The sequence below is a fragment of the Paenirhodobacter sp. YD-8 genome, assembly GCF_056590935.1.
The window spans coordinates 2,935,001-2,960,800 of record NZ_CM152649.1; the positions used below are offsets into that span (position 1 = coordinate 2,935,001).

Below are 25,800 nucleotides of genomic sequence, written 5' to 3' on the forward strand. Positions count from 1 at the left end.
GCACCAGACCGTCAGCCCGGTGCCAAGCCAGCCGAGCGGCCCCCAGATCAGGAACAGCACAAGCGTGATGCCGGCGAAGATGGCGACGAACTTCCGCCCCTCCGGGTGCATCGGCTTGATGAAGGTGGAAAGCATCGATACGGACATGCGCCTGCCTTGTGTTATGGTTCTTTTGCCCTGTTTCTACCGCAAAGCGCGGATCATGGGAACAGCCAGGCCGCCCCCTGCCCCGCCACCGCTGCGGCACAATGAAAAACGCGGCCCCGAGGGACCGCGTTTTCCGAATGCAATGGTCTGAAGATCAGCGCTTCGAGAACTGGAAGGACCGACGGGCTTTCGCCTTGCCGTACTTCTTGCGTTCGACGACGCGCGAGTCGCGGGTCAGGAAGCCAGCGGCCTTCAGCGGCGCGCGCAGCGCCGGTTCGTGCAGCTGCAGCGCCTTCGAGATGCCGTGCTTCACCGCACCGGCCTGGCCCGAGAGGCCGCCACCGGCGACGGTCGCGACGACGTCATACTGGCCTTCGACGCCAGCGACGCCGAACGGCTGGTTGACGATCAGCTGCAGCACCGGACGGGCGAAATACACCGACATGTCCTTGCCGTTGACGGTGATCTTGCCCGAGCCGGGCTTGACCCAGACGCGGGCGACCGCGTCCTTGCGCTTGCCGGTGGCATAGGCGCGGTTCAGCGAATCGCGCTGCGCTTCGCGGGTGACCGGGGCTTCGGCGGTCGCCACGGCGACGCCCGACACGGCCGACTTCAGATCGTCGAGGGACTTGAGTTCTTCGGCCATGATCAGCTCCGGGTGTTCTTCTTGTTCAGGACCTTGACGTCCAGAACTTCAGGCTGTTGGGCTTCATGCGGATGCTCGGTGCCGGCGTAGACGCGCAGGTTCGACATCTGCGCACGGCCAAGGCGGTTGCGCGAGATCATGCGCTCGACAGCCTTGATCACGACGCGCTCGGGGTGAGCGCCTTCGAGCACCTGACGCGCGGTGCGGAACTTGATCCCGCCCGGGTGGTTGGTGTGCCAGTAGTAGCGCTTGTCTTCACGCTTCGTGCCCGTCATCTGCACCTTGTCGGCGTTGATGATGATCACGTTGTCGCCCATGTCCATGTGCGGGGTGAAGGTCGGCTTGTGCTTGCCACGCAGGCGCATGGCAACGATCGTGGCGAGGCGGCCCAGAACGACGCCCTCGGCGTCGATCAGGATCCACTTCTTCTCGATCTCCGCCGGTTTCGCGGTATAGGTTTTCATTTCGATCGCCCTTTGAAGGGTTGTGGAATTCGGATGCCGGCTTTTGCGCGATCGGCGCCCGAAAATCAAGCCCACTGCGCGCCATTTTTCAACGCGAAATCAGTGGCTTGAAAAATTGGTATCAAGATACCCCACAAAGTCGCCGCGAGTCACCCCTTCGGCGGGATCGAATAGGTCATCGACGACCGCGCAACGGGCGCCGCCTCCCCTTCCGAGAAGATCAGCACATCCCCCACAGCGAGCACCCGGCCAAGCTTCAGAAGCCGCGCCCGCGCGATCAGGTCGCGCCCCGCCGCGGGCTTGCGCATGAAGTCGATCGAAGCGCCGGTGGTGACGGCAAGCGCCACCGGTCCGATCCGGCTCAGGATCGCGAGCCAGACCGAGACATCGGCGAGCGCGAACATCGTCGGCCCCGAGACCGTGCCGCCCGGGCGCAGGTGCAGCTCGCCCACCTTCAGCCGCACGACCAGCTCCTCGCCCACGCTCTCGATCACGAAATCCTCCGCAACCTGCGGGAATTCCTCTTCCATGAAGGCGGCAAGCCGCGCCTCGTCCATCGCGATTTCCATCTTTCCTCCCCGGATCTCCCTCCCTAGAGTTTTCCCGACAGGGAGGAATTTCAATGACGGATCTCGTGCAACTCGAGCGACGTGGCGTCGTCGCGCATCTGACGATGAACGCCCCGGGCAGCCTGAACGCATTGTCGGACGCGATGCTCGCCGCGCTGAAGGCGCGCTTCACCGAGCTGGGCACTGACGGCTCGGTCAAGGTCGTGGTGCTGAAAGGCGCCGGCAAGGCCTTCTGCGCCGGCCACGACCTGAAGGAGATGCAGGCGGGCCGGCAGGCGCCCGACAAGGGCCGGGCCTATTTCGCCGATCTCTTCTTCCGCTGCGCCGAGGTGATGCAGATGATCCCCGCGCTGCCGCAGCCGGTGATCGCCGAGGTGCATGGCATCGCCACCGCCGCCGGCTGCCAGCTTGTCGCCAGCTGCGACCTCGCCGTCGCCGCCGAGGGCACGCGTTTTGGCGTGAACGGGGTGAACATCGGGCTCTTCTGCTCGACACCGATGGTGGCGCTGTCGCGCAACGTGCCGCGCAAGGTCGCCTTCGAGATGCTGACGACGGGCGAGTTCATCGACGCCGCCCGCGCCCGCGAGGTCGGCCTGATCAACCGCATCGCCCCGCACGAGGCGCTCGCGGCCGAAACCGGACGCCTGGCCGAAACCCTCGCCGCCAAGCTCGGCGCCGCGGTGAAGATCGGCAAGCGCGCCTTCTACGACCAGATGAGCCTCGATCTCGCCGCAGCCTATGAACACACCGCCGCCGTGATGGTCGAGAACATGCTCTGGCGCGACACCGAGGAAGGGATCAGCGCCTTCATCGAAAAGCGCAAACCCGACTGGGCGGTCTGAAAAGCAGGGGGCGCTGCCCCCTCTTTTGCCTTTCGGCAAAATTCACCCCCGCGGTATTTCGGGCAAGGAGAAAGCGCAACGGGGCTTTTGCTTCCAATTGCCTCAAATATCCCGGGGGTGAGGGCGAAGCCCGAGGGGGCAGCGCCCCCTGGCTCCATCAGCCAAGCTGTGCCAGCCCCGGGAAGGTTTCGAGCAGCCAGAAACTGATCACCGAGAAGGCATTCGTCAGCAGCAGAAGCCCGACAATCACCAGAAGCGCACCCATGCCCTTCTCGATCAGCCCCATGTGGCGCTTGATCCGGTTCATCACCCCGATCGCGCGCTGGATGAAGATCGCGGCCAGCAGGAAGGGAATGCCCAGACCCGCCGCATAGACCGCAAGCAGCCCGGTGCCGCGCGCAAGATCGCCGCCCTGTGCCGCGATCGACAGGATCGCGCCCAGCTGCGGCCCGATGCAGGGGGTCCAGCCGAAGGCGAAGGCAAGGCCCAGCACATAGGCGCCGAGACTCGAGCCGCCCTGCTCGCCCGCGTCGAGCCGCGCCTCGCGGTCGAGGATCGGGATCCGGTAAAGGCCAAGGAAATGCAACCCGAGCCCGATGATGACCGCCCCCGCGATGCGGCCGAAGAACTCCTGGTTCGACAGGAAGAACTGCCCGAAGGCCGAGGCGGCGAAGCCCATCAGCAGGAAGACGGTCGAAAGCCCCAGCACGAAGAACAGCGCCGGCAACACCGCCGAGCCGCGCCCCTCGCGCAGATCGCCCATGCTGACCCCGCCCATATAGGCAAGGTAGGGCGGCACGATCGGCAGCACGCAGGGGCTGAGGAAGGACAGGAGCCCCGCCACCAGCGCGACCAGCGCGGCGGGCAGGAAGGCGGCGTCGATGAGGTCAATTCCGAACATGCCTCTCCTTAGCATCCCCGCCTCCGCCCGTCACCCGCGCACCACTCACAAGCGCGTGGACAAATCGGCACGCCGCGGCTAGCCCGGGTGCATGGACATCGCCACCACCATCGACGCGCGGGGCCTGCTGTGCCCGCTGCCCGTCCTGCGCCTGCGCAAGGTGCTTGCCGCCCTGCCCGCGGGCGCGGTGGTCGAATTGCTGGCGACCGATGGCGCGAGCTGGATCGATGTGCCGCATTTCTGCGCCCAGGGCGGGCACGTCCTGATCTCGGCCGAGGACAGGCCCGGGCTGCGCTACCTCGTCCGAAAGGGCTGACGCGGAGCGAAAAACGCCGGGCACTGGGCCCGGCGTTCATCATCTCATTTGCGATCGGATCAGGCCGACCACCAGCCACGGCGCTTCGGTCCGGTCTCGGCCGCGGCGTCCTCGCCGGGCATTTCCGCCGGCAGTTCGGCCGGAGCCTCGACCGGGGTCTCGGTCACCGGCGCGGCGGGCGCCTCGACCGGGGCCTCGACAGGCGCCTCCGACGGCGGGGCGACGGGCGCCTCGACCGGGGTCTCGGCCGGCGCCGCGGGCTCGGCCGCGCCCGCCTCGGGCGCCGCGTCCGCGACCGGCTCGACCACCTTCTTGCGCGAGCGGCTGCTCGTCTTCTTCGGCGCGGGGGCGGCCTCGCCCTCCTCGCCCTCGGCCTTCACCGTCTTCTTGCGCGACGACGAGGTTTTCGGTGCCGCGGATTTCGAGGTCGACGACTTCGCGCTGCTCGAGCGCGAGCGGGTCGACTTCTTCGGCGCCTCTTCGGCCGGAGCCTCGGCGACCTCGGCCTCGGCCACCGGCGTCTCGACCGGAGCAGCTTCCGCCACTTCGGCCAGCGCTTCGGCCGGAGCCTCGACCGGCGCTTGCGTCGGCTCCTCGGGCAGGCTCACCTCGGCCAGCGCCGCGGCAGCCGCCGCACGCGCCGCGTCCTCGGCGGCCTCGTCATCGTCTTCCGGGGCCTCCTCGTCGGACGCCTCGGCACCCTCTTCGCCCTCGTCCTCGGCCTCAGAGGCCTCGCCCGACGCCGCAGCGCCCGCGCCAGACTTCTTCTTCCGCCGACGCCGGCGCTTCTTCTTCTTCGGCTGGTCCTCGCCCTCGCCGATCTCGGCCGCGCTCTCCTCGACCTCCGCCTCGGCCTCGGTCTCGACCTCTGCCTCGAGCTCTTCGAGATCTTCGTCCTCGTCGATCTCCGCCTCGTCGATCTCGGCCATCAGCTCGGCGGTTGCATGAACCGCCTGGCTCATCGGGTCGGGCACGACACGGGTCGCGGTCTTGAACTTCTCGATCGAGAAGTCGGGGCTGACCAGCGTCGGGTCAGCCTCGAGCCGCACCGCCATGCCATAGCGCGCCTCGATCCCGGCGATATGCTCGCGCTTGGCGTTCATCAGGTAGTTCGCCACCGCGACCGGGCATTTCACCAGCACTTCGCGCGAACGCTTGCGGGTGCCCTCTTCCTCGATCGCGCGCAGCACCTGCAGCGCCAGGCTGTCGTCCGAGCGGATCAGCCCGGTGCCGTGGCAATGCGGGCAGGGCTGCGTGGTCGATTCCAGCATCCCCGGACGCAGCCGCTGCCGGCTCATCTCCATCAGGCCGAAGCCCGAGATCCGGCCCACCTGGATGCGGGCACGGTCGGTCTTGAGCTTTTCCTTCATCCGCTTCTCGACGGCGGCGTTGTTCTTGCGCTCTTCCATGTCGATGAAGTCGATGACGATCAGACCGGCCAGGTCGCGCAGGCGCAGCTGGCGGGCGACCTCGTCGGCGGCCTCGAGGTTGGTCTTCAGCGCCGTGTCCTCGATCGAGCCTTCCTTGGTGGCCCGGCCCGAGTTCACGTCGATGGCGACCAGCGCCTCGGTCACGCCGATGACGATGTAGCCGCCCGATTTCAGCTGCACGACCGGGTTGAACATCGAGGAGAGATAGCTTTCCACCTGGAAGCGCGCGAAGAGCGGCAGCTGCTCGCGGTAGTTGGTGACGCTTTTCGCGTGGGACGGCATGATCATCTTCATGAAGTCCTTGGCCACGCGATAGCCGCGCTCGCCCTCGACCAGCACCTCGTCGATGTCCTTCGAGTAGAGGTCGCGGATCGAGCGCTTGATCAGGTCGCCTTCCTCGTAGATCGGCGCCGGCGCGATCGAGCGCAGCGTGAGCTCGCGGATCTGCTCCCACAGCCGCATCAGGTATTCATAGTCGCGGCGGATCTCGGTCTTGGTGCGCTGCGCGCCCGCGGTGCGGATGATCAGCCCGGCGCCCTGCGGCACCTCGAGCTCGGAGGCGATCTCCTTCAGCTTCTTGCGGTCGGCGGCATTGGTGATCTTGCGCGAGATGCCACCGCCCCGGGCGGTGTTCGGCATCAGGACGCAATAGCGGCCGGCGAGCGACAGATAGGTGGTCAGCGCCGCGCCCTTGTTGCCGCGCTCTTCCTTCACCACCTGCACCAGCATGATCTGGCGCACCTTGATAACTTCCTGGATCTTGTAGCGGCGCGGACGCGGCTTGCGCGGTGCGTGGATCTCTTCGTGGACGTCTTCCTCGGCGACGGATTCGATGCCGTCATCGGCCGAGGCGGCCGCGTCCTCGTCGGAGCTGTCCTCGTCATTCGCCTCGTCGGCGGTTTCGGGCGCGTCTTCGACGACCGCCACCTCTTCGGCAGGGGCGAACTCTTCGACTGCCTGCACCTCAGCGACGACCTCGGCCTCGACCGGCGCGACGATCAGCGCGTCAGCCTCGGGCGCCTCGGCGTCGAGATCGACCACCGCCATGCCCGGAATGTCCTCGGAGCGGACGACCGCATCGGTCTCGGCTGCCTTCTCGGCCTTGGCCGAGCTGCGCGAGCGCGACCGCGACCGGCGCGACCGCGACTTCGTCTCCTCGGCCTCCTCGGCCTCGGCATAGGCGCGCTCTTCCTCGAGCAGGGCCTGACGGTCGGCGACCGGGATCTGGTAGTAATCCGGGTGAATTTCGGCGAAGGCGAGGAAGCCGTGGCGGTTGCCGCCGTAATCGACAAAAGCGGCCTGGAGCGAAGGCTCCACCCGCGTCACTTTTGCCAGATAGATATTGCCGGCGAGCTGCCGCTTGTTGATGGTCTCAAAGTCGAATTCCTCGACCTTGTTGCCGTCCACCACCACGACGCGGGTTTCCTCCGCGTGGGTGGCATCGATGAGCATTTTCTTTGCCATGTATCCAGGTTCCACATGCCCGCGGCCGCCCCTCCCCGGGGGGAGAGGCGGCACGGACATGGTTTTTCGTTGAGGCGAGCGCGGGCACCGAAAAGCCGGCGGCGGCGGCCAAAGGCCCGCCCGTCATCACCAGCCCGTCCTGTCCACGCGTCATCGCGGTTCTTTCCCAAGTGCGGGGGGGAGCCCCGTCACCCAATTAAAACCCCCGCGGATCAAGGCCTTGGGGGCAAGAGAGCGGCCTTTCGGCCAATCGGTTGATCCGGGCGCGAAGGCGCCATCGCGCACTTCCTGGCCCCGAAATCAGCGAAATCCGTGGGCGAAACGCCAAGAGGCAGCGCTGCGCCGACATGAAACGACAATAGCCGCGCGGCCGCTGCAATGACAATCGCTTTTTCGTCGCGGGGCGGCGGAGCCGGGGGCCCGCGCTCCACGACTGCCGAAGAAGGGGGCGCTGCCCCCTCGGGCTGCGCCCTCACCCCCGGGATATTTGCGGCAATTGGAAGCGGAAGGGGCGGCGCGGACCGTGGGCCGCGCCGCCCCCTCAGATCCTGCCCCTCAGATGTAGTCCTGACGGGTCAGGCCGTATTTCGCCATCTTCTCGTTCAGCGTGCGGCGCGGCAGGCAGAGTTCATCCATCACCGCGGCGATCGAGCCCTTGTGCCGGCGCATCGTGTTGTCGATCAGCATCTTCTCGAAGTTCTCGACATATTCCTTCAGCGGCTTGCCCTCGGTGGTCATCGCCGGGCCTGCCTCCTCGTTGTCGGCCATCAGCAGCGAGGCGATCGAGCCCGAGCCGCGACGCGCCTGCAGCACGGCGCGTTCAGCCACGTTGATCAGCTGGCGCACGTTGCCCGGCCAGGGCGCCTGCAGGAGCTGCGCCGCCTCCTGCGCCGAGACCTCGGGCGCGTCGCAGCCGTATTCCTCGGCGAATTGCTCGGTCATGCGGGTGAAGATGGTCAGGATGTCCTCGCCGCGCGCGCGCAGCGGCGGCAGGGTGATCTTGTGCGCGGCAAGGCGGAAATAGAGGTCGGGGCGCAGCGCGTCCTCGAGCGTGCGGCCCTCGCCATGGGCGTTGCACACGGCAAGGATCCGGGTCTCGGCCGGGGTGCCCTGCTCGTTGATGAAGGTCAGGAGCCGCGCCTGCAGCGACTGGCTCAGCGCCTCGACATCCTCGAGCACCAGCGTGCCGCCGCGCGCCTCCTCGACGAGCGGCAGCGAGCCGCCTTCCTCGACCGGGCCGAAGAGCTTTGCCGTCAGCGCCTCCTCGGCATAGGCGGCACAGCTGACCACGACGAATTTCTTGCCCGCGCGCGGGCCGGTCGCGTGCAGGGCAAGCGCCACAAGGGACTTGCCGGTGCCGGTCTCGCCGTCGATCAGCACGTGGCCGTCGGCCTGGCTGAGGTCGAGAATGTCCTCGCGCAGCCGCTCCATCGCCGCCGAGGTGCCGATCAGCTTGCCCATCACCTGCGCCCCCTCGGCGAGGTCGCGGCGCAAGGCGCGGTTGTCGAGCGTCATCCGCCGCGCCTGCGTCGCGCGTTTGGCAAGCTCGGTCATCCGGTCTGGGTTGAAAGGCTTCTCCATGAAGTCCATGGCGCCAAGCCGCATCGCCTCGACCGCCATCGGCACGTCGCCATGGCCGGTGATCATGATCACCGGCAGCCCGCTGTCGATCCCCATCAGGCGCTTGAGAAACGCCATCCCGTCCATCCCCGGCATCCGGATGTCGGAGATCACCACCCCCGGCCAGTCCGTGCCGATCACCTTCAGCGCCTCCTCGGCGCTCGCATAGGTCTCCGTGTCGAAGCCCGAGAGCGCCAGCCACTGGCTCACCGACTGGCGCATGTCTTCCTCGTCGTCGACGATCGCCACCTTCATCATCCGTGCCATGTGCTACTCCGCTGCCTTCGCGCCCCTGGGCGCCGTCGTGTCCTCCGAGATCAGCGGCAACTGCATCTCGAAGACCGCGCCCCCTTCCTCGGCATTATGTGCGGTCAGCCGACCGCCGAAATCGCTGACAATCGAGGAAGAGATCGCAAGGCCCAGCCCCGTCCCCTCCCCCGGTTTCTTCGTCGTCCAGAACGGCTCGAACAGCTTTTGCAGATCCGAGATCCCCGGTCCGTTGTCGCGCACGCCCAGCACCGCCGTCTCGCCGGTGGCGAGGATCAGCTCGATCGCCGGCTCCGCCCGTCCCTTGGTCGCATCAAGCGCGTTGCGCAGAAGGTTGATGATCACCTGTTCAAGGCGGATCCGGTCGGCCATCACCATCACCGGCTCGCGCGGCAACACCCGGGTGATGCGCACCGTGCGCGCCTTCAGCTGCGGCTCCATCATCGCCAGCGCCGAGCTGATCGCGGCGCGCAGATCGACCGGCTCGAAGGCCTCGCCGCCCTTGCGGGCATAGGATTTCAGCTGCCGGGTGATCGCGCCCATCCGCTCGATCAGGTCGTCGATGCGCTGGAACGAGCTCAGCGCCTCCTCGGTGCGGGCGCGCTGAAGCAACAGCCGCGCGCCGGCAAGATAGGTCTTCATCGCGGCAAGCGGCTGGTTCAGCTCGTGGCTGACCGCGGCCGACATCTCGCCAAGTGCCGCGAGCTTCGAGGATTGCGCCAGCGTCTGCTCGGCGACGGCCAGATCCTTCTGCACCTTCTCGCGCTCGGCGATCTCGCGGCTCAGCCGTGCGTTCAGCGCCCGCAGATCGGCCGATTCGCGGCGATAGGCGAGTGATTGCACCCGTGCGCGCCGCGACAGCACGTAGAACCCGGCGGCGAGTAGGATCGCAAAGCCCATGATCTCCATCGCGAGGACGGCATTCACCTTCTCGCGCACCGATTCGTAGCTGGTGAAGGCGATCATCCGCCAGCCGCGGAAGGGGATGCGGGTCTCGGTGCGCATCACCGCCTGGCCCTTGAGATAGGCGTCAGGCGGCTCGTTCGCCCAATCGGCCGTGACCTGCAGCGCGCGTTCGATCGCGGTCGGAGCCGAGCGCGCCGACAGCGCCTCGGCCATCGTCAGCCCGCGCCATTTCGGCTCCGTCGTCAGGATGATCCGCCCCTCGCTGTCGGTCACCGCGACCGCATCCGAGATCCCCGCCCAGGAGCGCTCGAACTTCGACAGCTCGGCCTCGACGACGATCACCCCGATCGCCTTGCCATCGGCGACCAGCGCGCGGGAATAGTCGAACTCCGTCGCTCCGGTCGCGGCAGAGGCCGCGGTGAAGATCGTCTCGCGCGAGCGCTGCGCCTCGACGAAGAACGGCTCGCTCGCATAGGAGGTGCCCAGCAGGTTGCGGTTCGTCGCCGCGACCACCCGCCCGCTCATGTCGAGAAGCCGGATCGAGGCCGCCGCGATATCCTCGCGCGCCGAGATCAGCTGCGCCGAACTTTTCGAGAAATCCCCGGTCTCGAGCGCATTGGTCAGCACCGGATCGCGCGCCAGCAGCAGCGGCACCACCGAGGTGCGCTGCAGCTCGGACAGGATGTTGCCGGAGTAAAGCGCCAGACGCAGCTCGGTGCGCACCCGCGTCGTCTCGGTGAAGCGCTCGGTCATCCAGGCGTTGGTCGACCAGATCACCGCCACCGCGACGATGACCACACCGACAGCGGCAATGCGGCTGACAAAGCGGCGTCTTCCGCGCCGGTCGGGCTCGGGGGGGCTCGTCTGATCTGTGCTCATGCGTCTTGCCGGCATGGCGCCAATCTAGGCCGAAGGCGCCGGGCCAACAAGGCGGGGGCGATCACGCCGCCGCCATCACCGAGCTCAACGCGCGGAAAAGCGCCGCCCCGTCGGGGCCGCCCTGCGCGGGCTCCACCACCCGCTCGGGGTGCGGCATCATGCCCAGCACCCGGCGGTTCGCACTCAGCACGCCGGCGATGTCGTCGGTCGCGCCATTCGGGTTCTCGACATAGCGGAAAGCCACGCGATCCTCGCCCTGAAGCTGCTTCAGCCCCTCGGCGTCGATCTGGTAATTGCCCTCGGCATGGGCGATCGGGATCAGGATCTCCTGCCCCTTGTCATAGCCCGAGGTGAAGGCGCTGTCGGTCGTGGTCACCGTCAGTGCAACGGGCTTCGAGATGAACTTGAGCCCGGCATTGCGCATCAGCGCACCCGGCAGCAGCCCCATCTCGGTCAGCACCTGGAAGCCGTTGCAGACGCCCAGCACATAGCCGCCGCGCTGCGCGAAATCGACCACCGCCTGACCGATCGGCGAGCGCGAGGCGATCGCGCCACAGCGCAGGTAGTCGCCGAAGGAGAAGCCGCCCGGAATGCCGATGACGTCGATGCCCGCGGGCAGCTCGGTCTCCTTGTGCCAGACCTTCACCACCTCGTCGCCCGCCTTCGCGAAGGCGTCAAAGAGGTCACGGTCGCAGTTCGACCCGGGAAAGGTGATGACAGCGGCTTTCATCTCAGGGGCTCCCTGCTTCTTCTTGGCGCAAATACCTCGGGGTCCGGGGCAGAGCCCCGGCGCCCTCAGGCGATCTCGACGGTGTATTTCTCGATCACGGTGTTGGCGAGCAGCTTCTCGCACATCGCCTTGACCTCGGCTTCCGCCGCGGCCGTGTCGGTCGCGGCGAGATCGAGCTCGATCACCTTGCCCTGACGCACGGCCTCGACCCCCGAGAAGCCCATGTGGCCAAGCGCGGCGCGCACGGCCTCGCCCTGCGGGTCGAGCACCCCATCCTTCAGCATGACATGAACACGGGCCTTCATCGCGGGCGCTCCTCAGTTGATCAGGGTGGGCTTCATCGGCTCGGGATTGGTCGGCAGCACGCCGAGACGCTTCGCCACCTCGGTATAGGCATCCGTCAGGCTGCCCAGATCGCGGCGGAACACGTCCTTGTCGAGATGCGCGCCGGTCTTCACGTCCCACAGCCGGCAGCTGTCGGGCGAGATCTCGTCGGCGACGACCAGGCGCATGAAATCGCCATCCCAGACCCGGCCGATCTCGATCTTGAAATCGACGAGCTTGATGCCGACGCCATAGAACACGCCGGCGAGGAAGTCGTTCACCCGCAGCGCGAGCGAGACGATGTCGTCAAGATCCTGCTGGTTCGCCCAGCCGAAGGCGACGATGTATTCCTCGGGGACCAGCGGGTCGCCGAGCGCGTCGTTCTTGTAGCTGTACTCGACGATCGGGCGCGGCAGGGCGGTGCCCTCTTCCATACCCAGACGTTTCGCGATCGAGCCGGCGGCGAAGTTGCGCACGATCACCTCGAGCGGGATGATCTCGACCTGGCGGATCAGCTGCTCGCGCATGTTCAGGCGGCGGATGAAGTGGTTCGGGATGCCGATGTTGGTCAGCCCCTGCATGAAGAACTCGCACAGGCGGTTGTTCAGCACGCCCTTGCCCTCGATCGTCGCTTTCTTCTGCGCGTTGAAGGCGGTGGCGTCATCCTTGAAATACTGCACGAGCGTGCCCGGCTCCGGGCCTTCGTACAGGATCTTCGCCTTGCCTTCGTAGATCTTCTTGCGACGCGGTGACATGGGCAATGGTTCCTTCTGCGGCCCGGCTGCCCCGGGGGCAGCTCCCCTGGGCCCGCACCGGGCAAGCGGGCGCAGGGCCCTTTTCGCCCCTATAGGACAAGGCTTGCGGCGCCGCAAGGCAAAGGCGCGCTGGCTCGGCCGATTTGCCTGTGAACATTCGCGTGCGCAGCATTAGCGCTAGCGGTCCCGCTGCGCCGATCTGCACCCTTGAAGTGCCCCGCCGAGGCGGGCATATGTCAAGGTAAGGGCAACCAATTTCCCGGGGGGACACGGCCATGACCACCTTTGACGACCGCGAACAGGCATATGAATCCAAGTTCGCCCACGACACCGACAAGCGCTTCCGCGAGGGCGCACGCGCGGTGAAGATGGTCGCACTCTGGGCCGCCGAGATGATGGGCAAGGCTGACGAGGAGGCCGACACCTATGTCACCTCGCTGCTGACCGCCGATTTCTTCGAGGCCGGCAAGGAAGACGTGGTGCGCAAGCTGGTCGCCGACCTCGGCCCGCGCGCCGACGAGGCGACGGTGCGGGCGAAACTCGCCGAGGCACTCGCCGCCGCCGCGAAACAGATCGCCGAGGGCTGATCCGGGGGCTGACCCCGTCAATTGCGCAAGACGCCCTCCGGCGCGGCTGCCGGAGGGTTTTTCACATCCGCGCCCGTGAGCCCTGCCCCGCAAGGTCAGGCCTGCGCGCCGCACAGGAAGTGACACCATGCCTGCCGAGACCCTCGCCCGCCTGCTTGATGCGCGCGACGCGCTGCTGACCGACGGCCTGCCCGAGCGCGGCCCCGCGGGGCTTGCGCTTGATCGCGGCGCGCCCGCGGCCTTCGCCGCCCCCGCCCGGATCCAGGCGGTGGCAAAGGCCGCGATCGACGCGGGCGCCGACCTGATCCGCACGAACTCGGCCGGCGCCAATGCTTCGCGGCTGCGCCCCTACGGCGCTCAGGCCCGTGCGGGCGCGCTCAGCCGCACGGCCGCCGAGATCGCCCGGGAGGCCGCCGAGCGCAGCGAACGCCGGGTGGTCGTCGCCGGCACGATCGGCCCGACGGGCGAGATCTTCGCGCCGATGGGCACGCTGCGCCACGCGCTTGCCGTCGAGATCTTCCACGAACAGGCCGAGGCGCTGCGCGACGGTGGCGCCAGCGTGCTGTGGCTCGGCGGCTTCGCCGCGCTCGAGGAACTGGCGGCGGCGGCCGAGGCCGCGCAGCGCGTCGGGCTCGGCTGGTGCGGCACGATGCGCTTCGACAGTGCCGGGCGCACGCTGATGGGCCTTGCCCCCGCCCCCTTCGCGGCGCAGGCCGGCGCGCTGGCGCCGCAGCCCGAGGCGCTTGGCGCCGAAGGGCCGGGGCCGGCGCGGCTGCTGCACACGCTGCTCACCCTTTGCGCGGCGGGCGTCGAACACCCGCTGATCGCCCAGGCCGATGCGCAGGCCGATGCGCTGACCGAGGACGGCACCGAAAGCGATCCGCGGCGGATGGCGGAATTCGCCCGACTCGCGCGAGACGCGGGCGCGCGGATCATCGGCGGCGGTGCCGGGCTGACGGCGGCGCATCTCGGGGCGATGCGCGAGGCGCTCGAAACCACCGCCCGCGACGCGCGCCCGACGCATGACGAGATCACCGCCCGGCTTGGCGAGGCGCAACCGATCGCCTCCGCGCGCCGCGCCTAGAACAGCTCGAGCTGATCGCCCGCCCGCGGCGGCGGCGCAAAGCGCGTGACGTCCAGGTCAGGCAGCGGCCGGTCCAACCCGAGCCGGCGACACGACAGCGCATAGCGCTGCGCCAGAAGCTCGGCCTCGGTGCCCTCGCCGGTCATCCGGCTGCCGAAGCGCGGGTCGTTCAGCCGCCCGCCGCGGAAGGCCGCGATCGCGTTCAGCACCCGCTCGGCCCGCGCCGGATACTGGCGCTCCAGCCAGTCGGCAAAGAGCGGCGCCACCTCGTTGGGCAGGCGCAGCGGGATCATCGCCGCCGCCTGCGCCCCCGCCCGCCGCGCCTCGGTCAGGATCGCCTCGAGCGCGTGATCGGTCAGCCCCGGGATGATCGGCGCCGCCATCACCCGCACCGGCACACCGGCGCGCGACAGCTCGCGCATCATCCGCAGCCGGGTGCGCGGCGCGGGCGCGCGCGGCTCCATCTTGCGCGCCAGGTCGTCGTCGAGCGTGGTCAGGCTGACGCCCACATGCACCAGGCCACGCTCTGCCATGCTGGCCAGAAGGTCGAGATCGCGCAGGATGCCCGCGCCGCGGGTGGTGATCGCCACCGGGTGGTTGAAGGCATCAAGCACCTCGAGCAGACCGCGCATCACCCCCATCTTCGACTCGATCGGCTGATAGGGGTCGGTCGAGGTGCCGATGGCGATCGGCGCCACCTGATAGCCCTTGCGCCGCAGCTCACGCTCGAGCACCGCGGGCGCCTCGGGCTTGGCGACCAGCCGGGTCTCGAAATCGAGCCCCGCCGACAGGCCCAGATAGCCGTGCGAAGGCCGCGCGAAGCAATAGATGCAGCCATGCTCGCAGCCCCGATAGGGGTTGATCGACCGGTCGAAGGCCAGATCGGGGCTGTCGTTGCGGGTGATGATGCTGCGCGGATGCTCGATGCTGACCTCGGTGCGCAAGAGCACCTCATCCTCGGGCAGATCCCAGCCGTCGGGCTCCCACAGCCGCTCATAGGGCTCGAACCGGCCGGCGGGGCGGCTCGCGGCGCCGCGCGCCTTCAGGCGCGTGCGCGGATCGGCGGGGGGCAGGATCAGGGGCAGCTCGGTCATGCGCGGAATCTGGAACGAAACAAGAACGTTTTCAAGTCGATTCGCGCGCACTCAAGCGTGAAGCGCAATCTGATGCTGCGGGTGCACCGGGGGCTTTTCCTTTGCCTCGCGCGCGCCCATAGTAAACGGCAGGAGGCCCGCGATGGAACCGATACCCCTGCCCCATTTCCTGTTGCTGATCTGCGCCGTGATCCTGGCCGCCGGCGCGACGCTGTGGATGGCCGCGAAGGCGGGGGTGCCGCTTGCGGCTCTGGCCATCGCGCTTCTGGGCGCGGCGGCACTGGCGCGGCTGCTCGCCCGGGTCGAATAGCCCGGGCCGGGCCGCCTCATTCGTCGAGCTCGGCGTCCCAATAGAGAAAGTCGATCCAGCTGTCGTGCAGGTGCCCCGGTGGGAAGCGCCGCCCGGCCTCGTGCATCTCTCCGGGCGTCGGCGCCCGCGGCACCCGTTTCAGCCGCAACCCCGAGGCGCGCAGGGGTTTGTTCGCCTTCTTCAGGTTGCACGGCGCACAGGCGGCGACGACATTCTCCCAGCTCGTCACGCCCCCCTTCGAGCGCGGCACGACATGGTCGAAGGTCAGATCCCCCTTCGAGCCGCAATACTGGCAGCAAAAACCGTCCCGCAGAAAAAGATTGAAGCGCGTGAAAGCCACGCGCTTCTGGGGACGGACAAATTCTTTCAGCACGACGACCGAGGGGATGCGTATCGCCTCTCTTTGCGAGCGCACCACCTCGTCATATTCGGCGAGGATCGCGACCCGGTCGAGGCAGACCGCCTTGATCGTCTCCTGCCAGGGCCAGAGCGACAGCGGGTAATAGCTGAGCGGCCGGAAATCGGCGTTCAGCACCAGCGCCGGATAATGGCGCAGCGCCGATGGCTCGCGCACGAATTGCGTTCGGAATTCCGACCTGTCTCCATGGTCCAGCATGCGCACCCCACTTCCGCCCTGTCGCCGATCCGGCACCGGGGCGGGGAGCCCCGCCCCTGCCATACCTCAACTATATATGGCGTTCCGAGTCTGGCAAGCATCGCGATCTGCGACCTTGCCGCCATGCAGCATGGATGGCATGGCAGCGCGACAGGGATATGACAGCTGCCCGTTTTCCGGGCAAGGCGCGGATCAGCCGGGCAGATACTGCTTGAGGAAGGCCAGCGCCACGCTCAGCCCGTCGGGCGAAATGCCGTGGCCCGTGCCCTTCATCACATGGCCATAGGTCTCGAACCCGGCCGCCACCAGCGCGTCGCCCGCCACGCTCATCTCCTCGAAGGGCACCATCGGATCGGCGTCGCCATGCAGCAACAGCACCGGCGGTCTCGACACCGCCTCGGCCGCCAGCGCCTCGGGCCGCAGCAGCCGCCCCGAGAAGGCGACGACGCAGGCGACCGGCTCGGCCCGCCGCGGCGCGACCTCGAGCGACATCATCGTGCCCTGCGAAAAGCCCACCAGCGCCAGCTGCGACGGGCTCAGCCCCTCGGCCGCCAGCAGACCGTCGAGAAAGGCATTCAGATCCTCGGCCGCGCGCGCCGCCCCCTCGGCCGCCTGCTCCATGGTCGAGCCGTCGAGCCGCGGGATCGGGAACCATTGCCGGCCGAAGGGATTGCCGGCGCAGGGCTCGGGCGCGTCGGGGGCAACGAAGAGCGTGTCCGGCAGATGCGGCGCGAGCGGCTCGGCGAGGCCAAGCAGATCCGCCCCGTCGGCGCCATAGCCGTGCAGGAAGACGACGAGCGATTTCACCTCGCCCGATTGCGGCGCGACGCGCCCCGATTTCAGCTCGCGCGTCATGGCGCCACTCCTTCTCGTTGTTTCATCGCGGCATACCAGGCCCAGAGCCCGCGCGCCGCGACCGCCCGCCAGGGCGACCAGGCGGCGGCAAGGTTATTGAAGGCGCGTCGCTTCGGCCGCTCGGGCAGACCGAAGAGCAGCCGCGCCGCCTCGGCCAGCGCCAGATCGTCGACGGCAAAGACATCGGCCCGGCCAAGCGCAAAGATCAGATACATCTCGACGGTCCAGCGCCCGATGCCCGGCAGCGGCAGCAACGTCGCGATCACCTCCTCGTCCGGAAGCATCCGCAGCGCGTCGAAGTCGATGCCCGAGCCCGCCAGCGCCTGCAGATAGCGCACCTTCTGCCGCGACAGGCCGCAGCCGCGCAGAGCGTCCTCCGAGGCCGAGACCAGCGCCGCCTCGCCCCCGAACCCCGCCGCCAGCACCCTGGCCCGGATCGCGTTCGCCGCCGCAACCGAGACCTGCTGGCCGATGATCGCATCGCGCAGCGCCTCGAACCCGTCGGCACGGCGGCGCAGCGGCCAGGGGCCGGTGGTCTCGAGCGCGCGCGCAAAGGCAGGCTCGCGCGCGGCAAGCCAGGCCGCGCCCTCGGCCACGTCGTCCTCGGTGGTGATGATCCGTCCAACCATGGCGCCCACCCTGCCCGATTGTCGCGACGCTTGCCAGCCCCCGCGCGGAAGGCTAGGCCTTTCGCCATGACCGATCTCGCCTCCTCCCCCGCCGGCCCCGACGCGCGCGAAAAGCGCAATGTCGCCGTCCTCGTGCTCGCCCAGGCTTTCCTTGGCGCGCAGATGTCGATGATCTTCACCGTGGGCGGGCTTGCCGGCCAGTCGCTGGCGCCGAACCCGTGTTTCTCGACGCTGCCGCTGTCGATGATCGTGCTCGGCTCGGTGCTCTCGGCGCAGCCGATGTCGGAATTCATGGCGGCGAAGGGGCGGCGCGCGGGCTTCATCCTGTCGACGGTGGCGGGCGGGATCGGCGCGGCGATCGCGGCCTATGCGCTCTACATCGGCTCCTTCGCCCTCTTCATGGCGGGATCGGCGCTCACCGGCGTCTACATGTCGGCGCAGGGCTTCTATCGCTTTGCCGCGACCGATGGCGCCAGCCCCGAGTTCCAGCCGAAGGCGATCTCCTACGTGATGGCCGGTGGGCTCGCCGCGGCGATCATCGGCCCGCAGCTGGTGAAATTCACCGCGCAGGCGATGGTGGTGCCGTTCATGGCGACCTATCTCGCGATCATCGTCATCAACCTGCTGGGGCCGGTCCTCTTCGCCTTTCTCGACATCCCGGCCCCCGGCCGGCGGGCGAAGGGCGTGGCCCATCCGGGCCGCAGCCGGCGCGAGCTGCTGAAGGACCCGGTGATTGCGGTGGCGATGATCTGCGGCATGGTCAGCTATGCGCTGATGAACCTGGTCATGACCTCGACCCCGCTCGCCGTCGTCGGCTGCGGCTTCGAGGCGGGCGACGCCGCCAATATCGTCTCGGCCCATGTGCTGGCGATGTATATCCCCTCGTTCTTCACCGGCCATCTGATCGCGCGCTTCGGCAAGGAAATGATCGTCGGCATCGGCCTGGTGATCCTCGCGGCCTCGGGCGCGGTGGCGATGAGCGGGGTCGAGATCGAGAAGTTCTTCCTGGCGCTGATGCTGCTGGGGCTCGGCTGGAACTTCGGCTTCATCGGCTCGACCGCGATGCTCGCCTCGGCGCATACCGCCGACGAGCGCGGCCATGTGCAGGGGATGAACGATTTTGTCGTCTTCGGCGGCGTGTTCCTCGCCTCGCTCAGCTCGGGCAGCCTGATGAACTGCGCCTCGGCGGGCGATCCGCAGGCGGGCTGGCAGGCGGTGAACCTGGCGATGCTGCCCTTCCTGACGCTGGCCGGTGCGGCGCTGATCTGGCTGGTGCTGCGGCCGAAGGAAACGCGGTAAGAAAAAGAGGGGCGCTGCCCCCTCGGCCTGCCCCCCCGGGATATTGCTGCGATTGGAAGACCTGAGGGGGACTTTGGCCCCGGGCCCGATCGCGCCGGAGGATTGGCGAAGCGCGGAGGACGCGCCCCGCCTTGTAGGGTCAGCCGCGCAGGGCGCGGATACGGGCGGCAAGCGCGCGGGTCGAACCGTCCTTGCCGGCGCCGTCCGAACTACCTTCGAGCACCGGGGCGAGGGCGAGCGCAAGTTCCTTGCCAAGCTCCACCCCCCATTGATCGAAGCTGTTGATGCCGAGGATCACCCCTTCGACGAAGACCCGGTGCTCATAAAGCGCGATGATCCCGCCCAGCGTGAAGGGCGTCAGCTTGTTGAACAGCAGCGTCGTCGAAGGCCGGTTGCCCGGGAAGACGCGGTGGCGTGCCTGACGTTCCAGCTCGGCCCCGGTCAGGCCCTTCTTGCGCAGGATCTCGGTCGCCTCGGCCAGCGAGCGGCCGCGCAGCAGCGCCTCGGATTGCGCGAGGCAATTCGCGACGAGCAGCAGGTGCTGATGCTCGAGATCGGGCTCGCGCCCGGTCGCGGCCACCAGGAACTCACAGGGGATCACCCGCGTGCCCTGATGGATCAGCTGATAGAAGGCGTGCTGGCCGTTCGTGCCCGGCTCGCCCCAGACCACCGGGCCCGAATTATAGGGCAGGTCCGCGCCATCCATGCTGACGCGCTTGCCGTTGCTCTCCATCTCGAGCTGCTGGAGATAGGCGGGCAGCCGGGCGAGGCGCTGTTCATAGGGCAGCACGGCGCGGGTGGCATGACCCAGAACCTGATTGTGCCAGATGCCCACCAGCGCGAGCAGCACCGGCAGGTTCCCGGCGAAGGGCGCCTCGCGGAAATGGCGGTCCATCGCGGCGGCGCCGGCGTGGAACTCGGCGAAATAGCCCGGGCCGACGGCGAGCATCAGGCTCAGCCCGATCGGCGACCAGACCGAATAGCGCCCGCCGACCCAATCCTCGAAGCCGAAGACGCGGGACGGATCGATGCCGAAGGCGGCGGTCTTGTCGACGGCCGAGGAGATCGCGGCGAATTGCGCGGCGGGGTTGGCGACCTTTGCCGCCATCCATTTGCGCGCGGTTTCGGCGTTGGTCATCGTCTCGATCGTGGTGAAGGTTTTTGACGCGACGATGACGAGCGTCGTTTCCGGGTTCAGCCCCTTCAGCGTGTCATGGATATGCGCGCCGTCAACGTTCGAGACGAAATGGCAGCGCGGCCCGTCGGCGAAGGACGACAGCGCCAGCGTGGCCATCGCCGGGCCGAGGTCGGAGCCGCCGATGCCGATATTGACGACATCGGTGATCGCGCCCCCCTGCCCGGTGAAGCGGCCTGCGCGCACCTCCTCGGCGAAGGTCTGCATCCGGCCGAGCGTGGCGCGCACCTCGGGCATCACGTCGCGCCCGTCGACCGAGACCTCGGCCGCCATGTTGCGCCAGGCGGTGTGCAGGACGGCGCGATTCTCGGTCTCGTTGATCTTCGCGCCGGAGAACATCGCGGCCCGTTTCTCCGCAACGCCGCAGCGTTCGGCCAGCGCAACCAGCAGGTCGCGCGCGGTTTCATCGATGGAGGTCTTGGAATAATCGAACAGGAATTCGCCGAATTCCGCACTGAACTCGGCGGCGCGATTGTCATTTTCGAACAATTCCCGGATCTGCCGGTCTTTCGTCGCGGCAGCGTGGGAGAGCAGGTCGTCAAAGCGGTTCATCATGGGGCCCAATGGATGGTGGCGGTGTTCAGAACGATGCGGACCGGGGCCTCGACCTCGGACAGATGCGCCGCACGGTCGAGGGCGGCACGCTTTTCGTCGCCGGTGATGAGAATGTGGCAGTGCATCGCCGTGCGCAAGGCCGGAGCGGTGAGGGTGATGCGCGGCTCGCCCGCCGCCTCGGCGCGCAGCGCCATCAGCACCGGCGCCTCGGGCGAAAGCGCCTCGGAGAGCCGGTCGGCGCCGGGGAAAAGCGAGGCCGTGTGCATGTCCGCCCCCATGCCGAGCAGAAGCACGGTGATCGGCAGCACCGCGGCGACGCCCGCGGCAAGCGCGTCAAGCCGGTCCTCGGGGCGGGGCGCGGGAGCGTAAAGCGGCACCAGCCGCGCCGCGGCCGCGCGGTCGCGCAAGAGCCGCTCGCGCACGAGCCGGGTGTTCGAGCGCGGGCTGTCCTCGGGCACCCAGCGTTCGTCGTTGAGCAGCACCGAGACGTTTCCCCAGTCGAGCGCCACCCCCGAGAGGATATCGAAGACCGGCCCCGGCGTGGTGCCGCCCGGCACGCTCAGCACCGCCCGCCCCTCGCGCGAAAGCGCCTCGCGCAGCTGCGAGGCGATGGTGTCGGCCAGCGCCACCATGAGCATCTCGCGGTCGGGGTAGGCGACGAAGTTCATTCGCGGATCTCGCGCCAGCGCCGGCCGTCGCGGTGCATCAGCATCAGCGCGTCCTCGGGCCCGGAGGAGCCCGAATCATAGGGCTGCGGCCGGTCCCCCCGCGCCTCCCAGCCGGCGATGATCGGGTCGGTCCAGGCCCAGGCCGCCTCGACCTCGTCGCCGCGCATGAACAGCGTCTGGTTGCCGCGGATCACATCCATGATGAGGCGTTCATAGGCGTCGGGGATATCGGCCCCCTCCTCGCCCAGAGCCTCGGCGAAGGACATGTCGAGCGGCACCTGCACCAGGCGCATGCCGCCCGGCCCCGGCTCCTTGATCATCACCTTGAGGTTCATCCCCTCGTTCGGCTGCAGCCGGATCACCAGCACATTCTCGCGCCAGCTGTCGTCGGCCTCGTCGAAGATCGAATGCGGCGGCTGCTTGAAGGTGATGGCGATTTCCGAGGTGCGCGCGCGCAACCGCTTGCCGGTGCGCAGATAGAAGGGCGTGCCCTGCCAGCGCCAGTTCGCCACCTGCACCTTCAGCGCGATGTAGCTTTCCGAACGGCTGTCGGGGTTCTCGACATCCTCGACATAGCCGCGCCGCGCCGGGTCGCCCTTCACCGGCAGGTATTGGCCGCGCACGATGTCGGATTGCGCCGCGGGCTGCAGCGCGCGGATCACCTTCAGCTTCTCGTCGCGCACCGCGTCCGGGTCGAAGTGATAGGGCGGCTCCATCGCGATCAGGCACAGGAGCTGCATCATGTGGTTCTGCACCATGTCGCGCATCGCGCCCGAGCGGTCGTAATAGCCGCCACGCCCGCCCACACCCACGGTCTCGGCCACGGTGATCTGCACGTGGTCGACATATTGGCTGTTCCACAGCGGCTCGAACAGGATGTTGGCAAAGCGCACCGCCATCAGGTTCTGCACCGTCTCCTTCCCGAGGTAATGGTCGATGCGGTAGATCTGATGCTCGTCGAAATGCGCGGCCAGCGTGGCGTTCAGCGCCTGCGCCGAGGCCAGATCGCGGCCGAAGGGCTTTTCGACCACGATGCGCGAGTCGTCGGTGGTGATGCCATGGCCGTGCAGCCGCTCGGCCAGATCGCCGAAGAGCGCCGGCGCCACCGAGAAGTAGAAGGCGTTCACCACGCCCGGCCGGATCAGCGCCTTCAGCTCCTGCCAGCCGCTGGTGCCGGTGGCATCGACCGGGACATAGTCGACGCAGCGCAGGAAGGCCTCGATCTGCTCGGGGTCACGTTTTGCCGCCCCCACATGTTCCGCGATCGCGGTCCGGGTCAGGGCGCGGAACCCCTCGGCATCGAGATCGGTGCGGGCAGCGCCGATGATCCGCGCCTCGGGCGGGATCTGCCCGGCGAAGAAGCGCCGGTAGAGTGCGGGCAGGATCTTGCGGGTGGACAGATCGCCGGTGGCGCCAAAGACCACCACGTCGAACGGGTCCACCGGGATGACGCGCGAAACCATGAACCTCTCCGATGTTAGCGCTAACTGTCAGCGTTCTAGCGACGCTTTGCCGAACAGTCTAGTCCTGCCGCAGCCGAGTTCAAAGCGGTTTGAAAGGTCAGGTGCCGACCTGCGCCAGAAAGTCGCCAAGCGCACGCGGATCGGGCGCAAGCTCGGTCGCCAGATCGCCGGCGAAGTCGAGGAAGGCCCTGCGCGTCGCCGGCGGCACCGAAATCAGCACCGGATGCCCGGCCTCGAGCGCGGCGGCGATCAGCGCGCGGCTGCCGTGGCCTTCGCTTTCCTGCTTGCCGAACTTGTTCAGGATCAGCGGCACACCGGGCGCGGCCGCCGCAAGCGCCGCGGTGGTGGTCATCACTGCCGCCTCGAGCGCGCCGGCATCGAGCGTGCAGGCATCGGCGCCCGCGCCCAGCGATTGCGAGATCGGCGCGACCTCGCCCGAGGGGTAAAGCCGCAGCGCCATCTCGCAGGCGCGCGCGGCCGGCAGCTCGGCGCGGACCATGGCGACGACCGGGCGCCCCGCGGCCTCGAGATCCGCGGCGAAATCGGCGAGCAGCCGATCCGCCTCGCCCCTCTCGGCAATCGTCATGAAGCCCAGCATCACGCCTCCAGCACCTTGCCCAACCGCGGCAGCTTGGCGCGTTTGAGCAGCGGCCGCAACGGCTGCGGCACGCCCGACAGCCGCTCGGCCTCGGCCCGCACCGCCTCGACCACCTCGGCCACGGGTTCGGGGCTGTCCGACCACAGCGCCCAGAGGAAGCCGTCCGGGTCGCGCCGCTCGATCCCCTCGGCGGCCAGCGTCGCACGCGGAAAATCGACGGCGTTGAAGGTCACGATGGCATCGGCCGAACCCGCGATCGCCGCAGCCAGGACATGCACGTCATTCGGGTCGGGCAGCACGAGCCGCGCCTCGAGCGCCGGCTTCGGCGCCACCTCGGCGCGCGGGAAGGCCGCGCGCAGCGCCGCCACCTCGCCGCGCGCGATCACCTCGTCCGCCGGCCCCAGCCGGGCCGCGGCGCGCGCCCATTCCTCCAGAATGCGCGCCGACCACAACGGCGTGTAGAGCCCGCGCCGCGCCACGCCGATCAGGATCTCGCGCAGCACGGTCGGATAGAGCACGCAGGCGTCGAGCAGGACCTTCATCAGTCGAGCCGGAAGAACAGTGCCTTCAGATAGCCCGACTCGGCGAGCTGCGGCAGCATCGGGTGATCGGGGCCGGCATAGCCGGTGTGCAGAAGTTGCGGCCGGCGCCCGCCGCGACCGATGCCGCGGCTCGAGGCGGCGCGGAACTGTTCGAGATCGGCCGCGTGCGAGCACGAGCACAGCGCCAGGAAACCGCCCGGCGCGACGAGCGGCGCGGCCAGACGCGCCACCCGCTCATAGGCCCGCAACCCGGCCTGCAGCGCGGGTTTCGCCGGCGCGAAGGCCGGCGGGTCGCAGATCACCAGATCGAATTGCGCGCCCTCGGCGGCCAGCGCCTCGAGCGTGGCGAAGGCGTCGCCCTGACGGGTCGCGAAACGCGCGCCCTGCCCCATCGCCTCGGCGCCCTGCGCGGCCAGCCCCAGCGCCGCGGCCGAGGCATCGACCGACAGCGCCGACTCGGCCCCGCCCGCAAGACAGGCCAGCGCAAAGCCGCCCACATGCGAGAAGACATCGAGCACCCGCGCCCCCTTTGCCAGTCGCGCGGCAAAGGCATGGTTCGGGCGCTGATCGAAGAACAGCCCGGTCTTCTGCCCGCCCAGAACGTCGGCCATGTAGATCGCGCCGTTCATCGGCACCTCGATCGGACCCTCGATCGCGCCCTGCAGCACCACCGTCTCCTCGGTCAGCCCCTCGAGGCTGCGCGAGCGGCCCGAGCCGTTCTTGACGATGGCGGTCACCCCCGCGACCTCGGTCAGCGCCGCAGCGATGTCCCCGATCATCGCCTCGGACCAGGCGGCGTTCGGCTGCACCACCGCGACATCGCCGAAACGGTCGATGATGACGCCGGGCAGCCCATCCGACTCGGCATGGACCAGGCGGTAGAAGGGGGCATCGAACAGCCGCGCGCGCAGCTCGAGCGCACGGGCGATGCGCGCCGCGATCCAGGCACGGTCGATCACCGCCTCGGCATTGCGGTCGAGCACGCGGCCGATGATCTTCGAGTTCGGGTTGACGGTGACGGTGGCGAGCGGCCGGCGCTCGGAATCCTCGAGCGTGGCGATGGTGCCGGGGGTCAGCGCCTGCGTGCGCCGGTCGGTGACCAGCTCGTCGGCATAGACCCAGGGGAAGCCGTGGCGGATCGCACGCGCCTCGGCCTTGGGACGCAGCCGCACCACGGGACGCGTCTGCGGAAGATCGGTGTCGGACATCGGAAGGCCTCGCGTGAAAAAAAGGGGCGTTGCCGCCCCCTCTAGCGCGCCGCGGCCCGCGAGGAAAGCCTCACTGCCCCGGCGAGAGCAGCGAGATCCGCTCCTCGGCCGCGGCGGCGGGCACGCCGGGCTTCGCCAGTTCGGCGCGCAGCAGGTCATCGAGGAACTGGGTCACCACCACCTTCTCGGTCAGCCCCCGCGCCTCCTCGTCAATCGCCTTCTGTCCGCCCGAGGCCGGATGTCCGGCCTTCACCACCCGCGGCCCGTCGATCAGCGCGCCGCTCTGCGCGTCGCGCACGGTAAGCGAGAATTTCACCCCATAGCTGCCGCCGACGCTGTAGCGGGTCTTTTCAGTCAGGGCATGGAAGCGCAGCACCTCGATGTCGACACTGACCGGCCGGCCCTCGTGCATCTGCGCCGTGGCGCGGTCCGCCGCCTCGGTGAAGATCGCCGAGACCTGTGCGTAACGGTCGCCACGCGGATCGCCGCGCCAGACGAGATCGGCGATCGGATAATAGAGGTTTGCCTCGGAGACGTGCAGCGTGCGCGGCACCGTGACCCGCACATCCCGCACGTCATAGCGCGGCTGCGTCACCGCGGGGGCGCCGCTCACCACGATCTCGTCAAGCGCCGTGACCTCGGTCGCGGCCCGCGTCGCCGGCGTCACCTGCGCACAGGCGGCGAGCAGCGTCAGACCGGCAAGGACAGCGGGAAAGCGCAGCGTTTTCATGCCCGATACTCCGTCAGCTTTGTTCTTGCTGCTGAAACTCGCCGCGGATTGTGGCAGGAACGGGCAAATTGTCGTGTATTTTGAAGGAATGCCGCTTGCGGTCGCGG

28 protein-coding genes (1 of these 28 running past the window's edge) are annotated in these 25,800 nt (G+C 68.5%); 6 read left to right on the forward strand and 22 right to left on the reverse strand.

The features are described 5' to 3' along the window. From AC0QTQ_RS14220 to AC0QTQ_RS14235, 4 genes are all read right to left on the reverse strand, one after another. A protein-coding gene (locus tag AC0QTQ_RS14220; protein WP_480257108.1) for a phosphatidylserine decarboxylase crosses the window boundary here: on the reverse strand, positions 1-147 show its 5' end (the start). It extends 552 nt beyond the left edge of the window; the window shows 147 of its 699 coding nt (coding positions 1-147); its start codon is at positions 145-147; its stop codon lies off the left edge, out of view. 154 nt (positions 148-301) lie between these two features. Beyond that, positions 302-793 (reverse strand): 30S ribosomal protein S9, encoded by a 492-nt coding sequence (rpsI, locus tag AC0QTQ_RS14225; RefSeq protein ID WP_480257109.1) that lies wholly within the window; start codon positions 791-793, stop codon positions 302-304. 2 nt (positions 794-795) lie between these two features. Then, complete coding sequence (rplM, locus tag AC0QTQ_RS14230) at positions 796-1,257, reverse strand: 50S ribosomal protein L13 (RefSeq protein ID WP_113899086.1); 462 nt, start codon at positions 1,255-1,257, stop codon at positions 796-798. 149 nt (positions 1,258-1,406) lie between these two features. Continuing rightward, positions 1,407-1,826, reverse strand: a complete 420-nt coding sequence (locus tag AC0QTQ_RS14235) for a PaaI family thioesterase (RefSeq protein WP_121532960.1) — start codon at positions 1,824-1,826, stop codon at positions 1,407-1,409. 53 nt (positions 1,827-1,879) lie between these two features. Between AC0QTQ_RS14235 and AC0QTQ_RS14240 the strand changes: the two genes are divergently transcribed. Next, positions 1,880-2,668, forward strand: a complete 789-nt coding sequence (locus tag AC0QTQ_RS14240) for an enoyl-CoA hydratase (RefSeq protein WP_480257110.1) — start codon at positions 1,880-1,882, stop codon at positions 2,666-2,668. Positions 2,669-2,825: 157 nt separating this feature from the next. On the opposite strand, the gene AC0QTQ_RS14245 is transcribed toward AC0QTQ_RS14240, so the two are convergent. Continuing rightward, on the reverse strand, positions 2,826-3,569 hold the full coding sequence (locus AC0QTQ_RS14245; RefSeq protein ID WP_480257111.1) for a cytochrome c biogenesis CcdA family protein: 744 nt from the start codon (positions 3,567-3,569) through the stop codon (positions 2,826-2,828). Positions 3,570-3,660: 91 nt separating this feature from the next. Here AC0QTQ_RS14245 and AC0QTQ_RS14250 point away from each other — a divergent pair, with 91 nt between their 5' ends. Continuing rightward, entirely contained in the window at positions 3,661-3,885 is a 225-nt protein-coding gene (locus AC0QTQ_RS14250) for a sulfurtransferase TusA family protein (RefSeq protein ID WP_480257112.1), read from the forward strand. 59 nt (positions 3,886-3,944) lie between these two features. Here the strand turns inward: AC0QTQ_RS14250 and AC0QTQ_RS14255 are convergent, their stop codons facing one another. From AC0QTQ_RS14255 to purC, 6 genes are all read right to left on the reverse strand, one after another. Then, entirely contained in the window at positions 3,945-6,779 is a 2,835-nt protein-coding gene (locus AC0QTQ_RS14255; protein WP_480257113.1) for an Rne/Rng family ribonuclease, read from the reverse strand. A 555-nt stretch (positions 6,780-7,334) separates the two neighbouring features. After that, the gene (locus AC0QTQ_RS14260) at positions 7,335-8,666 is read right to left on the reverse strand and encodes a sigma-54-dependent transcriptional regulator (protein WP_480257114.1); all 1,332 of its coding nucleotides are present in this window, start codon (positions 8,664-8,666) and stop codon (positions 7,335-7,337) included. A 3-nt stretch (positions 8,667-8,669) separates the two neighbouring features. Further along, the gene (locus AC0QTQ_RS14265; RefSeq protein ID WP_480257115.1) at positions 8,670-10,451 is read right to left on the reverse strand and encodes a sensor histidine kinase; all 1,782 of its coding nucleotides are present in this window, start codon (positions 10,449-10,451) and stop codon (positions 8,670-8,672) included. Between the two features lie 61 nt (positions 10,452-10,512). Further along, complete coding sequence (purQ, locus tag AC0QTQ_RS14270; protein ID WP_480257116.1) at positions 10,513-11,181, reverse strand: phosphoribosylformylglycinamidine synthase subunit PurQ; 669 nt, start codon at positions 11,179-11,181, stop codon at positions 10,513-10,515. Between the two features lie 65 nt (positions 11,182-11,246). Continuing rightward, entirely contained in the window at positions 11,247-11,486 is a 240-nt protein-coding gene (gene purS / locus AC0QTQ_RS14275) for a phosphoribosylformylglycinamidine synthase subunit PurS (protein ID WP_113899077.1), read from the reverse strand. 12 nt (positions 11,487-11,498) lie between these two features. Further along, positions 11,499-12,260 carry a phosphoribosylaminoimidazolesuccinocarboxamide synthase gene (gene purC / locus AC0QTQ_RS14280; RefSeq protein ID WP_121532942.1) on the reverse strand — a complete coding sequence of 254 codons (762 nt, stop codon included), beginning with the start codon at positions 12,258-12,260 and terminating at the stop codon, positions 11,499-11,501. Between the two features lie 275 nt (positions 12,261-12,535). Here purC and AC0QTQ_RS14285 point away from each other — a divergent pair, with 275 nt between their 5' ends. Both AC0QTQ_RS14285 and AC0QTQ_RS14290 read left to right on the forward strand, forming a co-directional pair. Then, positions 12,536-12,847: a DUF1476 domain-containing protein gene (locus AC0QTQ_RS14285; RefSeq protein WP_480257117.1), complete on the forward strand. Its 312-nt coding sequence runs from the start codon at positions 12,536-12,538 to the stop codon at positions 12,845-12,847. A gap of 127 nt (positions 12,848-12,974) precedes the next feature. Then, positions 12,975-13,931: a homocysteine S-methyltransferase family protein gene (locus tag AC0QTQ_RS14290; RefSeq protein WP_480257118.1), complete on the forward strand. Its 957-nt coding sequence runs from the start codon at positions 12,975-12,977 to the stop codon at positions 13,929-13,931. Here AC0QTQ_RS14290 and AC0QTQ_RS14295 read toward each other — a convergent pair. Beyond that, a complete protein-coding gene (locus AC0QTQ_RS14295; RefSeq protein WP_480257119.1) occupies positions 13,928-15,025 on the reverse strand; it encodes a PA0069 family radical SAM protein in 1,098 nt (365 codons plus the stop codon). The two genes, AC0QTQ_RS14290 and AC0QTQ_RS14295, sit on opposite strands and share 4 nt — an antisense overlap. Positions 15,026-15,167: 142 nt before the next feature. Here AC0QTQ_RS14295 and AC0QTQ_RS14300 point away from each other — a divergent pair, with 142 nt between their 5' ends. After that, complete coding sequence (locus AC0QTQ_RS14300; RefSeq protein WP_183077489.1) at positions 15,168-15,335, forward strand: hypothetical protein; 168 nt, start codon at positions 15,168-15,170, stop codon at positions 15,333-15,335. Positions 15,336-15,351: 16 nt separating this feature from the next. Here the strand turns inward: AC0QTQ_RS14300 and AC0QTQ_RS14305 are convergent, their stop codons facing one another. From AC0QTQ_RS14305 to AC0QTQ_RS14315, 3 genes are all read right to left on the reverse strand, one after another. Beyond that, the gene (locus AC0QTQ_RS14305) at positions 15,352-15,951 is read right to left on the reverse strand and encodes an HNH endonuclease (protein ID WP_480257120.1); all 600 of its coding nucleotides are present in this window, start codon (positions 15,949-15,951) and stop codon (positions 15,352-15,354) included. 192 nt (positions 15,952-16,143) lie between these two features. Further along, positions 16,144-16,806 (reverse strand): alpha/beta hydrolase, encoded by a 663-nt coding sequence (locus tag AC0QTQ_RS14310; protein ID WP_121532932.1) that lies wholly within the window; start codon positions 16,804-16,806, stop codon positions 16,144-16,146. Further along, entirely contained in the window at positions 16,803-17,435 is a 633-nt protein-coding gene (locus AC0QTQ_RS14315) for a DNA-3-methyladenine glycosylase family protein (RefSeq protein ID WP_480257121.1), read from the reverse strand. The genes AC0QTQ_RS14310 and AC0QTQ_RS14315 overlap by 4 nt, the downstream gene beginning before the upstream one ends. A gap of 66 nt (positions 17,436-17,501) precedes the next feature. On the opposite strand from AC0QTQ_RS14315, the gene AC0QTQ_RS14320 reads away from it, so the two are divergent. Next, positions 17,502-18,734: an MFS transporter gene (locus AC0QTQ_RS14320; protein WP_480257122.1), complete on the forward strand. Its 1,233-nt coding sequence runs from the start codon at positions 17,502-17,504 to the stop codon at positions 18,732-18,734. A 139-nt stretch (positions 18,735-18,873) separates the two neighbouring features. Here the strand turns inward: AC0QTQ_RS14320 and pgi are convergent, their stop codons facing one another. The 7 genes from pgi to AC0QTQ_RS14355 form a co-directional block, all read right to left on the reverse strand. Beyond that, a complete protein-coding gene (pgi, locus tag AC0QTQ_RS14325) occupies positions 18,874-20,481 on the reverse strand; it encodes a glucose-6-phosphate isomerase (protein WP_480257123.1) in 1,608 nt (535 codons plus the stop codon). Beyond that, complete coding sequence (gene pgl / locus AC0QTQ_RS14330) at positions 20,481-21,152, reverse strand: 6-phosphogluconolactonase (RefSeq protein WP_480257124.1); 672 nt, start codon at positions 21,150-21,152, stop codon at positions 20,481-20,483. Before pgl ends, pgi begins: the two co-directional genes overlap by 1 nt. Next, on the reverse strand, positions 21,149-22,615 hold the full coding sequence (gene zwf, locus AC0QTQ_RS14335; protein ID WP_480257125.1) for a glucose-6-phosphate dehydrogenase: 1,467 nt from the start codon (positions 22,613-22,615) through the stop codon (positions 21,149-21,151). The genes pgl and zwf overlap by 4 nt, the downstream gene beginning before the upstream one ends. 97 nt (positions 22,616-22,712) lie before the next feature. Next, positions 22,713-23,213, reverse strand: a complete 501-nt coding sequence (locus AC0QTQ_RS14340) for a DUF2478 domain-containing protein (RefSeq protein WP_480257126.1) — start codon at positions 23,211-23,213, stop codon at positions 22,713-22,715. Continuing rightward, positions 23,213-23,755 carry an RSP_2648 family PIN domain-containing protein gene (locus AC0QTQ_RS14345; RefSeq protein WP_480257127.1) on the reverse strand — a complete coding sequence of 181 codons (543 nt, stop codon included), beginning with the start codon at positions 23,753-23,755 and terminating at the stop codon, positions 23,213-23,215. The genes AC0QTQ_RS14340 and AC0QTQ_RS14345 overlap by 1 nt, the downstream gene beginning before the upstream one ends. Beyond that, positions 23,755-24,963: an RSP_2647 family RNA methyltransferase gene (locus tag AC0QTQ_RS14350; RefSeq protein ID WP_480257128.1), complete on the reverse strand. Its 1,209-nt coding sequence runs from the start codon at positions 24,961-24,963 to the stop codon at positions 23,755-23,757. The genes AC0QTQ_RS14345 and AC0QTQ_RS14350 overlap by 1 nt, the downstream gene beginning before the upstream one ends. A gap of 70 nt (positions 24,964-25,033) precedes the next feature. Further along, positions 25,034-25,693 carry a DUF6778 family protein gene (locus AC0QTQ_RS14355; RefSeq protein ID WP_480257129.1) on the reverse strand — a complete coding sequence of 220 codons (660 nt, stop codon included), beginning with the start codon at positions 25,691-25,693 and terminating at the stop codon, positions 25,034-25,036. Positions 25,694-25,800: the final 107 nt, after the last annotated feature.

What these genes read in the sequence shown, in the direction of transcription:
- AC0QTQ_RS14255 (WP_480257113.1), bottom strand. Translation starts at nt 6,779, where the DNA reads ATGGCAAAGAAAATGCTCATCGATGCCACCCACGCGGAGGAAACCCGC.
- AC0QTQ_RS14240 (WP_480257110.1), top strand. Translation starts at nt 1,880, where the DNA reads ATGACGGATCTCGTGCAACTCGAGCGACGTGGCGTCGTCGCGCATCTG.
- pgi (WP_480257123.1), bottom strand. Translation starts at nt 20,481, where the DNA reads ATGAACCGCTTTGACGACCTGCTCTCCCACGCTGCCGCGACGAAAGAC.
- zwf (WP_480257125.1), bottom strand. Translation starts at nt 22,615, where the DNA reads ATGGTTTCGCGCGTCATCCCGGTGGACCCGTTCGACGTGGTGGTCTTT.
- AC0QTQ_RS14250 (WP_480257112.1), top strand. Translation starts at nt 3,661, where the DNA reads ATGGACATCGCCACCACCATCGACGCGCGGGGCCTGCTGTGCCCGCTG.
- AC0QTQ_RS14320 (WP_480257122.1), top strand. Translation starts at nt 17,502, where the DNA reads ATGACCGATCTCGCCTCCTCCCCCGCCGGCCCCGACGCGCGCGAAAAG.
- purQ (WP_480257116.1), bottom strand. Translation starts at nt 11,181, where the DNA reads ATGAAAGCCGCTGTCATCACCTTTCCCGGGTCGAACTGCGACCGTGAC.
- AC0QTQ_RS14315 (WP_480257121.1), bottom strand. Translation starts at nt 17,435, where the DNA reads ATGGTTGGACGGATCATCACCACCGAGGACGACGTGGCCGAGGGCGCG.
- AC0QTQ_RS14300 (WP_183077489.1), top strand. Translation starts at nt 15,168, where the DNA reads ATGGAACCGATACCCCTGCCCCATTTCCTGTTGCTGATCTGCGCCGTG.
- AC0QTQ_RS14285 (WP_480257117.1), top strand. Translation starts at nt 12,536, where the DNA reads ATGACCACCTTTGACGACCGCGAACAGGCATATGAATCCAAGTTCGCC.
- AC0QTQ_RS14305 (WP_480257120.1), bottom strand. Translation starts at nt 15,951, where the DNA reads ATGCTGGACCATGGAGACAGGTCGGAATTCCGAACGCAATTCGTGCGC.
- AC0QTQ_RS14355 (WP_480257129.1), bottom strand. Translation starts at nt 25,693, where the DNA reads ATGAAAACGCTGCGCTTTCCCGCTGTCCTTGCCGGTCTGACGCTGCTC.
- rplM (WP_113899086.1), bottom strand. Translation starts at nt 1,257, where the DNA reads ATGAAAACCTATACCGCGAAACCGGCGGAGATCGAGAAGAAGTGGATC.
- AC0QTQ_RS14245 (WP_480257111.1), bottom strand. Translation starts at nt 3,569, where the DNA reads ATGTTCGGAATTGACCTCATCGACGCCGCCTTCCTGCCCGCCGCGCTG.
- purS (WP_113899077.1), bottom strand. Translation starts at nt 11,486, where the DNA reads ATGAAGGCCCGTGTTCATGTCATGCTGAAGGATGGGGTGCTCGACCCG.
- AC0QTQ_RS14350 (WP_480257128.1), bottom strand. Translation starts at nt 24,963, where the DNA reads ATGTCCGACACCGATCTTCCGCAGACGCGTCCCGTGGTGCGGCTGCGT.
- AC0QTQ_RS14290 (WP_480257118.1), top strand. Translation starts at nt 12,975, where the DNA reads ATGCCTGCCGAGACCCTCGCCCGCCTGCTTGATGCGCGCGACGCGCTG.
- AC0QTQ_RS14310 (WP_121532932.1), bottom strand. Translation starts at nt 16,806, where the DNA reads ATGACGCGCGAGCTGAAATCGGGGCGCGTCGCGCCGCAATCGGGCGAG.
- purC (WP_121532942.1), bottom strand. Translation starts at nt 12,260, where the DNA reads ATGTCACCGCGTCGCAAGAAGATCTACGAAGGCAAGGCGAAGATCCTG.
- AC0QTQ_RS14235 (WP_121532960.1), bottom strand. Translation starts at nt 1,826, where the DNA reads ATGGAAATCGCGATGGACGAGGCGCGGCTTGCCGCCTTCATGGAAGAG.
- AC0QTQ_RS14345 (WP_480257127.1), bottom strand. Translation starts at nt 23,755, where the DNA reads ATGAAGGTCCTGCTCGACGCCTGCGTGCTCTATCCGACCGTGCTGCGC.
- AC0QTQ_RS14295 (WP_480257119.1), bottom strand. Translation starts at nt 15,025, where the DNA reads ATGACCGAGCTGCCCCTGATCCTGCCCCCCGCCGATCCGCGCACGCGC.
- AC0QTQ_RS14265 (WP_480257115.1), bottom strand. Translation starts at nt 10,451, where the DNA reads ATGAGCACAGATCAGACGAGCCCCCCCGAGCCCGACCGGCGCGGAAGA.
- rpsI (WP_480257109.1), bottom strand. Translation starts at nt 793, where the DNA reads ATGGCCGAAGAACTCAAGTCCCTCGACGATCTGAAGTCGGCCGTGTCG.
- AC0QTQ_RS14260 (WP_480257114.1), bottom strand. Translation starts at nt 8,666, where the DNA reads ATGGCACGGATGATGAAGGTGGCGATCGTCGACGACGAGGAAGACATG.
- AC0QTQ_RS14340 (WP_480257126.1), bottom strand. Translation starts at nt 23,213, where the DNA reads ATGCTGGGCTTCATGACGATTGCCGAGAGGGGCGAGGCGGATCGGCTG.
- pgl (WP_480257124.1), bottom strand. Translation starts at nt 21,152, where the DNA reads ATGAACTTCGTCGCCTACCCCGACCGCGAGATGCTCATGGTGGCGCTG.